General features: G+C 73.6%; 12 protein-coding genes. 10 read left to right on the top strand and 2 right to left on the bottom strand.

Going from position 1 to position 12,540, the window contains the following annotated elements; translation table 11 throughout:
* Positions 1-153 precede the first annotated feature (153 nt).
* Positions 154-633: a MarR family winged helix-turn-helix transcriptional regulator gene (locus tag OMK64_RS15455; protein WP_272729250.1), complete on the top strand. Its 480-nt coding sequence runs from the start codon at positions 154-156 to the stop codon at positions 631-633.
* Positions 634-733: 100 nt separating this feature from the next.
* Positions 734-1,231, top strand: coding sequence for a flavodoxin domain-containing protein (locus OMK64_RS15450; RefSeq protein WP_272729249.1), 498 nt, complete (start codon positions 734-736; stop codon positions 1,229-1,231).
* 39 nt (positions 1,232-1,270) lie between these two features.
* Here the strand turns inward: OMK64_RS15450 and OMK64_RS15445 are convergent, their stop codons facing one another.
* Positions 1,271-2,146, bottom strand: coding sequence for a serine/threonine-protein kinase (locus OMK64_RS15445; protein WP_272729248.1), 876 nt, complete (start codon positions 2,144-2,146; stop codon positions 1,271-1,273).
* 184 nt (positions 2,147-2,330) lie between these two features.
* On the opposite strand from OMK64_RS15445, the gene OMK64_RS15440 reads away from it, so the two are divergent.
* The 8 genes from OMK64_RS15440 (at position 2,331) to OMK64_RS15405 (ending at position 11,406) form a co-directional block, all read left to right on the top strand.
* Positions 2,331-3,350 carry a LacI family DNA-binding transcriptional regulator gene (locus OMK64_RS15440; RefSeq protein WP_272729247.1) on the top strand — a complete coding sequence of 340 codons (1,020 nt, stop codon included), beginning with the start codon at positions 2,331-2,333 and terminating at the stop codon, positions 3,348-3,350.
* Between the two features lie 353 nt (positions 3,351-3,703).
* Complete coding sequence (locus OMK64_RS15435; protein ID WP_272729246.1) at positions 3,704-5,353, top strand: glycoside hydrolase family 13 protein; 1,650 nt, start codon at positions 3,704-3,706, stop codon at positions 5,351-5,353.
* 98 nt (positions 5,354-5,451) lie between these two features.
* Entirely contained in the window at positions 5,452-6,831 is a 1,380-nt protein-coding gene (locus tag OMK64_RS15430; protein ID WP_272729245.1) for an ABC transporter substrate-binding protein, read from the top strand.
* Positions 6,832-6,994: 163 nt separating this feature from the next.
* The gene (locus OMK64_RS15425) at positions 6,995-7,966 is read left to right on the top strand and encodes a carbohydrate ABC transporter permease (protein WP_272729244.1); all 972 of its coding nucleotides are present in this window, start codon (positions 6,995-6,997) and stop codon (positions 7,964-7,966) included.
* Positions 7,963-8,946 (top strand): carbohydrate ABC transporter permease, encoded by a 984-nt coding sequence (locus OMK64_RS15420; RefSeq protein WP_272729243.1) that lies wholly within the window; start codon positions 7,963-7,965, stop codon positions 8,944-8,946. Before OMK64_RS15425 ends, OMK64_RS15420 begins: the two co-directional genes overlap by 4 nt.
* A 90-nt stretch (positions 8,947-9,036) precedes the next feature.
* Positions 9,037-10,248 carry a ferrochelatase gene (locus OMK64_RS15415; RefSeq protein ID WP_374694106.1) on the top strand — a complete coding sequence of 404 codons (1,212 nt, stop codon included), beginning with the start codon at positions 9,037-9,039 and terminating at the stop codon, positions 10,246-10,248.
* A 26-nt stretch (positions 10,249-10,274) separates the two neighbouring features.
* Positions 10,275-10,976, top strand: a complete 702-nt coding sequence (gene hemQ, locus OMK64_RS15410; protein WP_272729242.1) for a hydrogen peroxide-dependent heme synthase — start codon at positions 10,275-10,277, stop codon at positions 10,974-10,976.
* A 70-nt stretch (positions 10,977-11,046) separates the two neighbouring features.
* The gene (locus OMK64_RS15405) at positions 11,047-11,406 is read left to right on the top strand and encodes an META domain-containing protein (protein ID WP_272729241.1); all 360 of its coding nucleotides are present in this window, start codon (positions 11,047-11,049) and stop codon (positions 11,404-11,406) included.
* Between the two features lie 8 nt (positions 11,407-11,414).
* Here OMK64_RS15405 and OMK64_RS15400 read toward each other — a convergent pair whose 3' ends face one another.
* On the bottom strand, positions 11,415-12,467 hold the full coding sequence (locus tag OMK64_RS15400; protein ID WP_272729240.1) for an LLM class flavin-dependent oxidoreductase: 1,053 nt from the start codon (positions 12,465-12,467) through the stop codon (positions 11,415-11,417).
* Positions 12,468-12,540: the final 73 nt, after the last annotated feature.

The raw sequence follows: 12,540 nt of genomic DNA, 5'->3' as shown, positions 1-12,540 counted from the left end.
TGGTGTGGTGGGCATGGAGTCCTCCTCATGGTGCGGATGCCGCGTGCACACTGCTCGTGGCATGCGTTCGCCGGGGAGGTGCTGAATCATTTCGGCAGGCCGTGGCCTGCAGTTTCGATAACGTCGGCGTTGCGATCGCCGGAGGGGGAGTCGATGGTCGAGGGACCGGTCGGACGCGCTGCGAGCACGCGTGAGGCGGCCGAGGCGTGGGAGGCGCTGTTCCGCGCGCAGGTCGCGCTCATGCGCCGGTTCCAGCGCGACGACGTGTGGGACCCGCTGACGATCCGCGAGTACGACGTGCTGTTCACCCTGTCGCGGTGCCACGGCCTCACGGCCCGCCTCAAGGAGCTCGGGGAGAGCAGCCTGCTGACACAGCCGAGCCTGTCCCGCATGGTCGAGCGGCTCGAGGCCGCCGGCCTCGTGGTGCGCGGGCCCGTGCAGGGCGACGCGCGGGGCGTGGCCGTGACCCTGACCCCCGAAGGCGAGCGCGTGCAGCGCGAGATCGGGCGCCGCCACGTGCGGTCGATCCGGCGGCTCGTCGGCGGCGCCCTCGACGCGGACGAGCTCGCCGAGCTCCGCCGCCTCACGGACAAGCTGCGGGCCGCGCAACCGGGCATCCCCGACCCGTCGTGACGCTCGTCTCTCAGGACCTCGGGCCCATCCACGCAGGCCACGGCCGGGCGACCATGGATGAGTCGTCCGAGGGCCGGACGGCGACACGGAGGGAGCGGGCATGCGGATCCTGGTCACCATCGCCTCGCGGCACGGGGGCACGTGGGGAATCGGCGAGGTCGTCGCGCGGACGCTGCGCGAGCGCGGTCACGAGGTGACCATGGCGGCTCCTGACGACGTCACCGACCTCGACGGCGTCGACGCCGTCGTCCTGGGCTCCGCCGTGTACGTCGCCCACTGGATGCCCGCGGCCCGCGACCTGGCCGACCGCCTCGCGGACGAGCTGGCTTCGCGACCCGTGTGGCTGCTGTCGTCCGGCCTCGCGACCCAGCCCGCCGCGAGCGCGAACTCGCCGCACGAGATCCGGGCGCTCGCCGAGCGCGTCGGCGCGCGCGGCCACCGCAGCTTCCACGGGCGGCTCGACCGCTCGGTGCTGTCGTTCGCGGAGCGGGCGACGATCTCGGCCGCACGCGCGCGCGAGGGCGACCACCGCGACATGGCCGCGGTCGCGCGCTGGGCCGACGAGATCGCGGACGCGCTGGCGCCGGCGCACGTCTGAGCCCCGGCGGGGCGCCGACCGGGCCGGCGGCCCGGGAGGTCAGCGGGGTTCGGGGTCGCGCAGCAGGCGCAGCTCGGCGGCGACCGCCGTCGGTGAGGGCCGGTCGGCGGGCTCCGCCGCGGTCATCGCGCCGAGCAGGCGCACCCAGTCGCGCCCGAGGTCGGCGGGGATGTCGACGGGCCGCAGCAGGCGGGCGAGCGAGCTCGTCAGCGGGTCACCCGGGTACGCGCGCTCGCCCGTGAGGCACTCGAGCAGCACGAGGCCCAGCGAGTAGACGTCGCTCGCGGGTCCGACGTCGCGGCCGAGCGCCTGCTCGGGGCTCTGGTAGCTCGCCGTCCCGGACGAGCTGCGCCGTTCGGCCGTGGGGCCGCGCACCGCGCTCACGGCGATCCCGAAGTCGGCGAGCACGACCGGCAGCCACGGCGCGTCCTGGCGGCCCGCGGGTGCGGCGGCGTCGGAGACGAGCACGTTCGACGGCTTGACGTCGCGGTGCACGATGCCCGCAGCGTGCGCGTGCCCGAGGGCCTGCGCGAGCTGCCGGCCGACGTCGGCGGCGATCCCGCGCGGCAGCGGCCCGTCGCCGACGGCCTCGCGCAGCGTGCGTCCCTCGACGAGCTCCATCACGAGGTAGGCGACCGGCCCGACGCCGTCGACCTGGTCGGCGCCGACGTCGAGCAGCGCCACGAGGTTGGGGTGCGAGAGGCCCGCGAGGACGCGTGCCTCGGCGGCGTAGCGGCGGATCTCCTCGCCGTCCGCCGAGCCCAGGTCGAAGAGCTTGACGGCGACCTCGCGGTCGAGCCGGCGGTCCGTCGCCCGGAACACCGCGCCGGACCCGCCGTGCCCGAGCGCCGCGCCCAGCCGGTACCGTCGCCCGAGCGTGGCGCCGATCGGGCTGCGCAGGTCGGTGAGGGGCACGGGCCGGGTCCTTCGACGTTTCTCTCGACGGTCGGCGGCTCGATGGCCGCACCACGACGCTAGGAGGGCGCCCGGCGCCGCGCACGTCGAGCGCGCGGCTTCACCCCTTCGGGACCCCGGGCGCATGACATCCGCTTGCGCGATCCTGCAAGCCACTTGCGCAACGAGTCGCTACAGTGGCCTCATGTCACGGCGACTCGCAGAGGTGGCACGCAAGGTCGGCGTCTCGGAGGCGACCGTCAGCCGCGTGCTCAACGGCAAGCCCGGCGTCTCCGACCAGACGCGCGAGGCCGTGCTCACCGCGCTCGACGTCCTCGGGTACGAGCGTCCGACCAAGCTGCGGGGCGAGCGCGCCCGGCTCGTCGGCCTCGTGCTCCCCGAGCTGCAGAACCCGATCTTCCCCGCGTTCGCCGAGGTCGTCGGCGGCGCGCTCGCGCAGCAGGGGTTCACGCCCGTGCTGTGCACGCAGACCGCGGGCGGCGTCTCCGAGGCGGACTACGTCGAGCTGCTGCTCGGCCAGCAGGTGTCGGGCATCGTGTTCGCCGGCGGGCATTACGCGCAGCGCGACGCGACGCACGACCACTACGAGCGGCTCACCGGCCGGCACCTGCCCGTCGTCCTCATCAACGCGTCGATCGAGGACCTGCCGTTCCCGCGCGTGTCGTGCGACGACGAGGTCGCGATCGAGCAGGCCGTCGGCCACCTCGCGTCGCTCGGGCACACGCGCGTCGGCCTCGTCCTCGGGCCCGTCGACCACGTGCCGTCCGAGCGCAAGCTGCACGCCGCGCGGGCGGTCGCCCGGCGGCTCGGGCTCGAGCTGCGCGACGACCAGGTCGTGCGCTCGGCCTACTCGCTCGAGAGCGGCCAGGCCGCGGCGACGCGCCTGATCAAGGCCGGGGTCACCGGGATCGTGTGCGCGAGCGACCCGCTCGCGCTCGGGGCGATCCGTGCGGCGCGCCGGGCCGGGCTCCGCGTGCCGGACGACATCTCGGTGGTCGGGTACGACGACTCGGCCTTCATGAACTGCACCGAGCCGCCGCTCACGACCGTGCGGCAGCCCATCGAGCCCATGGGCCGCGCGGCGATCGACCTGCTGGTCAAGCAGATCAACGGCGCCTCGGTGCCGCAGGAGGAGCTGCTCTTCGAGCCCGAGCTCGTCGTGCGCGGCTCGACGGCCCCGGCCCCGGCCTCCCGCCCCGCCTGACGCGTCCTCCGCCCGCCCGCGCCCCCCTGCGCGCAGGCCCCCTCTCGCACGCCCCCGGCCTCCCGCGAGGTCGTGACTCCGTGGTGAGGTCGTGAGCTCCGCCTCACGACCTCACCAGGACCCCACGACCTCGACGCGTGCCCGGGCGGGGCGCGCTGACCCTGTCGACCGCCGCACGCGTCGCGCCGACTCCGAGCAGCGATCGGTCACGCTTCGATAACGCGGCTGTCGAGTTCTTGCGTTGATCTCGTCGTAGCCTTTAGTGTCCTGCCATCGCCGAGGACGCCGCAGCGCGTCCGACGCGCCGGATCCACCCGACGACGCCGTCGGGACGAGGAGAGACGAGACATCCCGTGACGCAGGCTCAGCCGCCCACCGACCCCACCTGGTGGCGGGACGCGGTCATCTACCAGGTCTACCCGCGCAGCTTCGCCGACGGGAACGGCGACGGCACCGGTGACCTGGCGGGCCTGCGCGCGCGGCTGCCGTACCTGCGCGACCTGGGCGTCGACGCCGTCTGGATCACGCCCTGGTACCGGTCGCCGCTCGCCGACGGCGGGTACGACGTCGCCGACTACCGCGCGATCGACCCCGCGTTCGGCACGCTCGAGGAGGCCGAGCAGGTCGTCGCGGAGGCGCTCGCGCTCGGCATCCGCACGATCATCGACATCGTCCCCAACCACGTCTCGGAGCAGCACGCGTGGTTCCGCGCAGCGCTCGCGGCCGGCCCGGGCAGCCCGGAGCGCGCGCGGTTCTGGTTCCACCCGGGCAAGGGCGAGCACGGCGACGTCATGCCGACCAGCTGGGTCTCCGACTTCCAGGGCACGACGTGGACGCGCACGACGAATCCCGACGGCACGCCCGGCGAGTGGTACCTGCACCTGTTCGCGCCGCAGCAGCCGGACCTCAACTGGTCGCACCCCGACGTGCGCGCGGAGTTCGAGGACGTGCTGCGGTTCTGGTTCGACCGTGGCGTCGCGGGCATCCGTATCGACTCGGCGGCGCTGCTCGTCAAGGACGGCGACCTCCCCGAGGTGCCCGAGCAGCCGGGCCCGGGGGAGCACCCGCACGTGGACCGCGACGAGATCCACGACGTCTACCGCGCGTGGCGCGCGGTCGCGGACTCCTACGCGGGCACGCGTGTGCTGGTCGGCGAGGTGTGGCTGCAGGACAAGGCGCGCTTCGCGCAGTACCTGCGCCCCGACGAGATGCACACGGCCTTCAACTTCGACTTCATGGCGCGGCCGTGGGACGCCAAGCAGATGCGCGAGTCGGTCGACGTGACGCTCGCGGCGCACGGACCCGTGGGCGCGCCCGCGACGTGGGTGCTGTCCAACCACGACGTGACGCGGCCGGTGACCCGGTACGGGCGCGAGGACTCGTCGTTCGCGTTCAGCGCCAAGCGGTTCGGCACCCCGACCGACCTCGCCCTCGGCCGCCGTCGGGCCCGAGCGGCTGCGCTGCTCACCGCCGCGCTGCCCGGCTCGCTGTACGTGTACCAGGGCGACGAGCTCGGCCTGCCCGAGGTCGAGGACCTGCCGCTCGACGTGCTGCAGGACCCGATGCACTTCCGCTCGGGCGGCGTCGACCCCGGCCGCGACGGCTGCCGCGTCCCGCTGCCGTGGTCGGGCACGACCGCCCCCTACGGCTTCAGCACCGCACCGGCCGAGGGCGGCGCCCCGGCGCCGACGTGGCTGCCCCAGCCGGGGGACTGGGCCGACCTCACCGTCGAGGCGCAGGAGGCCGACCCCACCTCGATGCTCCGCCTCTACCGGGACGTGCTCGCGCTGCGCCGGGCCGAGCCCGCGCTCGGCGACGGCCCGCTCACGTGGGTCGAGACGACGGGCGACGTCCTGGCGTTCGCCCGCGGCGACGTCACGTGCGTCGTCAACCTCGGCACCGACCCGGTGCCGCTGCCCGCCCACACCGACGTCCTGCTGACGAGCGACCCGCTCGACGCAGGCCTGCTGCCGCGCGACACGGCCGCGTGGCTGCGCACCTGACCCACCGCGACACCGTCCCGGCACCGCCCCGACACCGAACCCGCAGTCCCGCCCCGCGGCCGACGCCGACCGTCGACCGCACCCACGAAGGAGTGACGATGAGGTCCTCGCGTCCCACCGCACTGGCCCTGGCCGGTGTGCTCTCGATCGGTCTGCTCACCGCCTGCAGCACCGACGACTCCGACTCGCCCACGGGTGAGGACGGGAAGGTCAAGATCACCGTCGCGGGTCTCCTGCCGACGGCCGACGACGCCGCGAAGGAGCAGCTCGCCGAGCGCGTCGCCGCGTTCGAGGAGGAGTACCCCGACATCGACGTCGAGACCGAGGACTACGAGTGGAAGGCGTCGACGTTCACGACGCAGCTCGCCGGCGGCACGCTGCCGAACGTCTTCGAGATCCCGCTGACCGACGGCAAGACGCTCATCGAGAACGGCCAGCTCGCCGACATCGACGCGCAGGTGAAGGCGTTGCCGTACGGCGACCAGTTCAACGAGGCGCTCATCGCGAACGGCACGGGCGACGACGGCAAGATCTACGCCGTCCCGGCCAAGTCGATCTACGCGGTGGCGCTGCACTACAACCGGAACCTGTTCGAGCAGGCGGGCCTGGACCCCGACCAGCCGCCGACCACGTGGGACGAGGTCCGCGAGTACGCGAAGACGATCCACGACGCCACCGGCGTCGCGGGCTACGCGATGATGGCGCTCGACAACGCAGGCGGCTGGCAGCTCGCAGCCGGCGCGAACTCGCGCGGCGGCGTCATCGAGACGTTCGACGGCGAGGAGTACACCGCGACGCTCGACGACCCGGCGGTCGCGGAGCACCTGCAGTGGCTGCACGACCTCAAGTGGGAGGACGGCTCGCTGCTCGACCGCACCGACCTCGGCTGGGGCGACATCAACACCGAGTTCGCGGCGGGCAACCTCGCGATGTACACGTCGGGCTCGGACGTCTACAACTCGCTCGTCGAGGCGAACGGCGTGACGGCGGACTGGGGCTACGGCCTGACCGCGATCCCGACGTCGGGCGACGGCGGTGCGCTGACCGGCGGCACGATGGCCGCCGTGACGAAGCAGTCGACGGACGAGCAGAAGGACGCGGCCGTCAAGTGGATCGACTGGTGGTACCTGAGCAAGCTGCAGGACCAGGACCAGGCGGTCGCCGACGCCAAGACGCGTGCCGAGGCGGACCCGGCGCAGGCCGTGGGCACGCCCGTGCTGCCGATCTTCTCGAAGGAGAACTACGAGCAGTCGCTCGAGTGGGTCGCGGACTACGTCAACGTCCCGCTCGAGAACATGACCGGCTACACGGACGTCATGTTCGACCAGGAGCTCGTGCCCGAGGCGTCGGCCGCGGTGCAGGACCTGTACGCGCAGCTGTTCCCGGTGGTGCAGGCCGTCATCTCGGACGAGAACGCGGACATCGACGCCCTGCTGGCGACCGCGAACGAGGCCGGCCAGTCGGCGATCGACGGCTGACACGCCCCGCGCGTGCCGCCGGGTGACGCATCCCGTCACCCGGCGGCACCGCCGCGGAACCCCGCTCCCGGCAGGTCGTCGACCGCGGGACCGACCTGGACCGCCCGGACCACCCCAAGCGCCCCGACCCGCCCGACCGCCCCCGACCACCAGGAAGGGCCTCATGACCACGGACGACGCCGTCCTCACCGACCGCCCGCGCGGTGCCGCGCGCTCCGGCCGACCAGCGCCCCGCGTGCCGAACCGCAGCCCGCTCACGTGGGCACGCCGCGGCGGGCTGTCCGCCCTCGTCTTCGCCCTGCCGCTCCTGCTGGTCTTCGGCGTCTTCTCGTGGTGGCCGATCGTCTCGGCCGTCGTGATGAGCGTCCAGCAGACGAACCTCATCGACCCGCCGACGTTCGTCGGGCTGGAGAACTTCCAGGCGATCTTCGCGGACCCGCTGCTGCCGAAGGTCGTCCGGAACACCGCGTGGTTCGCGCTGCTCGCGCTGGTGTTCGGGTACCCGATCCCGCTCGTCGGCGCGGTGCTCATGAGCGAGCTGCGCCGCCGCAAGGGCCTGTACTCGGTGCTCGCGTACCTGCCGGTCGTCGTGCCGCCGGTCGTCGCCGTGCTGCTGTGGAAGTTCTTCTACGACCCCCGCCCGCAGGGCGTGTTCAACACGATCCTCGGCTGGGTCGGGCTGGGCCCGTACTCGTGGCTCAACGACCAGGCGATGGCGATGCCGTCGCTCGTGCTCGAGGCGACGTGGGCCGCCGCAGGCGGGACGGTGATCATCTACCTCGCGGCGCTGATCGGCGTGCCGTCGGAGCTCTACGACGCGGCCGAGGTCGACGGCGCGTCCGTGTGGCGCAAGGTCTGGCACGTGACGATGCCGCACCTGCGCGGCGTGCTGTTCATCACCCTGATCCTGCAGGTCATCGGCACGGCGCAGGTCTTCCTCGAACCGTTCCTGTTCACGAACGGCGGCCCCAACCACGCGACGCTGACCGTGATGCTGTGGGTCTACCAGCTCGCGTTCACGTCGATCGGCAACAACTTCGGCGAGGCGACGGCCCTGAGCCTGCTCCTCGCCGCGTTCCTCGCCGTGCTGTCGCTCGTCTACTTCCGCCTGACCCGTAGCTGGAGCCAGTCGTGACCACCGTGCAGACCCCGTCGTCCCTGAGCCCGGCGCAGGCCGTGGCCGCACCCGCGCCCGTCGACGCGGCGCCGCGTCGGCTCGGCCGTCGACGGCTCGTCGTCGACTCCGGCGAGCGCGGCGCGCTGTCGACGGCCGACTGGCGTCGCCCGCTCGTCAAGCACACGTGGCGCACGATGCATCTCCTGCTGCTCGTGCTGCTCGTCGTGTGGTGCCTCGGCCCGCTGCTGCTGCTCGGGAAGTTCGCGTTCACGCCGACGCAGGACATCCAGAGCACGCCGCTCGCGTTCTTCCCGAACGGCGCCACGACGCACAACGTCGAGATGGCGTGGAACAGGTACCACATCGGCCAGTTCTTCATGAACACGGTGTGGGTCGCCGTCGGCTCGTGGTTCGTGCAGGTCCTCGTCGCGACGACCGGCGGGTTCGTCCTGTCGGTGCTGCGTCCGGCGTGGGCGCGGGCCCTCAACTGGGCCGTGCTCGCGACGCTGTTCGTCCCGGCCGTCGTGCTGCTCGTGCCGCTCTACAAGATCGTCGTGGACCCGCCGATCGGCCCGAGCCTCATCGACAACTACCTCGCCGTGTGGCTGCCGGCGGGCGCGAGCGCGTTCAACGTCGTGCTCGTCGCGCGGTTCTTCGACTCGCTGCCGCGGGAGATCTTCGAGGCGGCCCGCATGGACGGCGCGGGCCCCTTCCGGCTGTTCCGCAGCATCGTGCTGCCCATGAGCAAGCCGATCATCGGCGTCGTCTCGGTGTTCGCGGTGATCGCGTCCTGGAAGGACTTCCTGTGGCCCTTCCTCGTCCTGAAGTCGGACACGGTCAAGCCCTTGTCGGTCTACCTGCAGTCGATGGCGAACGTCGACAAGGGCACGCTCATGGCCGCGCTCGCGATCTCCACGCTCATCCCGATCGCGATGTTCCTCGTCTTCCAGCGCATGTTCCTGCGCGGCGCCGGTCTCGGGGGAGCGGTCAAGGGCTGACGTTTTCTGACGTGCTGTCGGATCAGGATCACGGCCGCGGCGACCCCGCCCGGGCGGGAAGGGTCGCGGCCGCGGTGCGATGATCGACGGGTGGCCCCCGACATCTCGCTGAGCACCCCCGCGCCCGCTGCCGGTCCCACCGACCGCACCGCCCCCGTCGCCGCCGACGCGCACCCCGCCGCCCCGTACGACGCGCTGCTGCTGTTCTCGTTCGGCGGCCCCAACGGCCCCGACGACGTGCTGCCGTTCCTGCGCAACGTCACCGCGGGCAAGGGCATCCCCGACGAGCGGCTCGCCGAGGTCGCCGAGCACTACCACCACTTCGGCGGCGCGAGCCCGATCAACGCCCAGAACCTCGCGCTGCAGAAGGCGCTGCAGGACGAGCTCGCCCGTCGCGGCGTCGACCTGCCCGTCGTGTGGGGCAACCGCAACTGGGAGCCGTACACGCGTGACGCGCTCGCCGCGGCCCACGCCGACGGCGCCCGGCGGATCGTCGCGCTCGTGACCAGCGCCTACGCGTCGTACTCGGGCTGCCGCCAGTACCGCGAGAACCTGTGGGGCTCGCTCGACGAGCTCGCGGTCGACCTCGGCCTTTCCGACGGCGAGCACCCGCTCGTCGCCGACAAGGTCCGCCCGTACTTCAACCACCCTGGCTTCGTGCAGGCGAACGTCGACGCGGTCGCCGAGGCCTACGACAAGATCGGCGACCCGACCGCGCGCCTCGTGTTCGTCACGCACTCCATCCCCACGACGATGGAGGAGGCGTCGGCGGTGAGCGGCGCGCCGTACAGCGCGCAGCACCTCGACGTCGCCGCGACCGTCGCCGCCGCGGTCGGCGAGCGCCTGGGCCGCCCGGTCGAGTGGGACCTCGCGTACTGCTCGCGCTCCGGCCCGCCCAGCCAGCCGTGGCTCGAGCCCGACGTCAACGACCACCTCGAGGCGCTGCACGCCCGCGGTGTGCGGTCCGTCGTGCTCTCGCCCATCGGGTTCATCTCCGACCACATGGAGGTCGCGTTCGACCTCGACACCGAGGCCCTCGAGACGGCGCAGGAGCTCGGCCTCACCGCGGTCCGCGCCGACTCGGTCGGCACGCGTGAGCCGTTCGTCCGCGGTCTCGTCGACCTCGTGCTCGAGCGTGCGGCGCTCGCGCGTGCGCTCGACGCCGGGGCACCGGCGCCGGAGGGCACCGCCATCGGTGGTCTGCCCGCGTGGCGCGACGTGTGCCGGCCCGGCTGCTGCCGGCAGCGCGCGGGCGTCGACTCCGGCATCCCCGCCGCCTGCTCGACCGACCCCTGGTCCTGACCACTCATCCCCGGAAGGACGACCCCGTGAGCCACGCCAGCCCCGACGCCGAGGCGCTCAACGCCACGGTCCGCTACACCATGTGGACCGTCTTCGCGCTCGAGGAGGTGCTGCCCGAGGACGACGGCGAGCGCGCGCAGCTCATCGCCGCCGCGCAGGACGCCGTCGCCGCCGACGGGCTCGTCGTGCGCGGCTGGTACGACGTCGCGGGCCTGCGCGCCGACGCCGACCTCATGGTCTGGTGGCACGCCGAGACCGTCGAGGAGGTGCAGGGCGCCTACCAGCGGCTGCGCGCGAGCGACCTCGGTCGCCACCTGCTGCCCGTCTGGTCGGTCGTCGGCCTGCACCGCCCCGCCGAGTTCAACCGGTCCCACGTCCCCGCGTTCCTCGCGGGGGAGGACGCCGGCGACTACCTGTGCGTCTACCCATTCGTCCGGTCGTACGACTGGTACGTGCTGCCCGACGACGACCGCCGCCGCATGCTCGTCGAGCACGGGCACGCCGCGCGCGACTACGCCGACGTGCGCGCCAACACCGTGTCCGCGTTCGCGCTCGGCGACTACGAGTGGATCCTCGCGTTCGAGGCCGGCGAGCTGCACCGCATCGTCGACCTCATGCGTGATCTGCGGGCCACCGAGGCGCGTCTGCACGTGCGCGAGGAGGTGCCGTTCTACACGGGCCCGCGCACCACGCTCGAGGCCTGGGCGGACCGTCAGCCCCGCGGCTGACCCTCCTGCGCGCCCACGCGACCGGCGCCCGTCCCTCCCCGGGGACGGGCGCCGGTGCCATGATCGGGGCATGGCGACCCTCCTGGGCACGTGGCGGTTCGAGACCCTCGGCGGCGCCGGGCTGCCCGCCGAGGTGCGGCACGCGCCGTGGCTCACGTTCGACGGTGACGGGCAGGTCTACGGGCTCGCGGGCGTCAACCGGGTGCGGGGGACGTGGCAGCTCGAGGGGTCGCGCCTGACCTTCGGCCCCGTCGTCTCGACGCTCATGGCGGGTCCCGACGAGGCGATGGCGTGCGAGCGGCAGGTCGTCGAGCTGCTCAACAGCGCGCTCGACGTGCACGCCGACGGCGACCGGCTCGAGCTGCGGCTCGACGGGTCGCCCGGCGCGACGCTCGTGCGCGACGACCACGCGGGGGACACCCCCGCCTGACAGCGGCGTCAGGCGGCCTCGGCCGGTGTGAGACCGGGCCAGCGGGCCGCGAGCTCGGTGAGCGTGCGCTCGCGGTCGGCGACGTCGTAGGCGGTGCCCGTCACCATGAGCTCGTCGGCGCCCGTGCGCGTCGCGAGGGCCGCGAGCTCCTCGACCGCGCGGTCCGGTGTCGTCGCCACCTGCGTGCCGGGCGACTGCGCGAAGAACTCCTCCGCCGCGCGCGGGTCCAGACCGGCGAGGATCCGTGCGGCGTCGTCGGGCGTGACGACCGGCGCCAGGGGGCGCCCCGTGCGCAGGGCCAGCGTCATGACCCGGCTCGGACCGGCGAGGTGCTGCGCCTCCTCCTCGGTGTCCGCGACGAGGACGGACACCGACACCATGAGGCGTGGCTCGGCGAGCAGCGGCGACGGGCGGAACGCGTCGCGGTACGTCTGCGCGGCCTGCGCGGTGCGGCCCGTCGCGAAGTGGTGCGCGTAGCTGTAGGGGAGGCCGAGCTCCCCCGCGAGCTGCGCGGAGAACAGGCTCGACCCGAGCAGCCACGGCTCCGGGCTCGACGTCGCGACGGGCGTCGCGGTCAGGCGGCGCGCCGCGGCGGACGGCGCGACGGGGCCCAGCGGGACGCCCAGCATCGCGAGGACGTCGACCAGCTCGGCCGGGAAGTCGTCGGCGCCGAGGCCGTCGACAGTCCGGCGCAGCGCCGCCGCCGTCGCCGGGTCGGCGCCCGGGGCGCGCCCGATGCCGAGGTCGACGCGGCCCGGGTGCAGCGCCTCGAGCATCGCGAACTGCTCCGCGACCACGAGCGCGGGGTGGTTCGGCAGCATGACGCCGCCCGAGCCGACGCGGATCGACCCCGTCGCGGCCGCGAGGTGCGCGAGCAGGACGCCCGGCGACGTCGACGCGACCATCGGCATCGCGTGGTGCTCTGCGACCCAGAACCGGCGGTAGCCGAGCGCGTCGGCGGCGCGGGCGAGCCGGGTGGTCGCGGCGAGCGCGTCGGCGCTGGTCTGGCCCGCGCTGAGCGGGGCGGTGTCGAGGACGGAGAGCGGGATGGTCACGTCCATGGGCAACACGCCGCGCGACGCTCGTCATCCCGGGTCCGGCGGACGATCCTGCGAGCGCGCCGCCACCCCCCGC

This window comes from Cellulomonas fimi, from assembly GCF_028527925.1.
Lineage (GTDB): Bacteria > Actinomycetota > Actinomycetes > Actinomycetales > Cellulomonadaceae > Cellulomonas > Cellulomonas fimi_C.
This window is presented reverse-complemented; position numbering and strand designations above follow the sequence as displayed.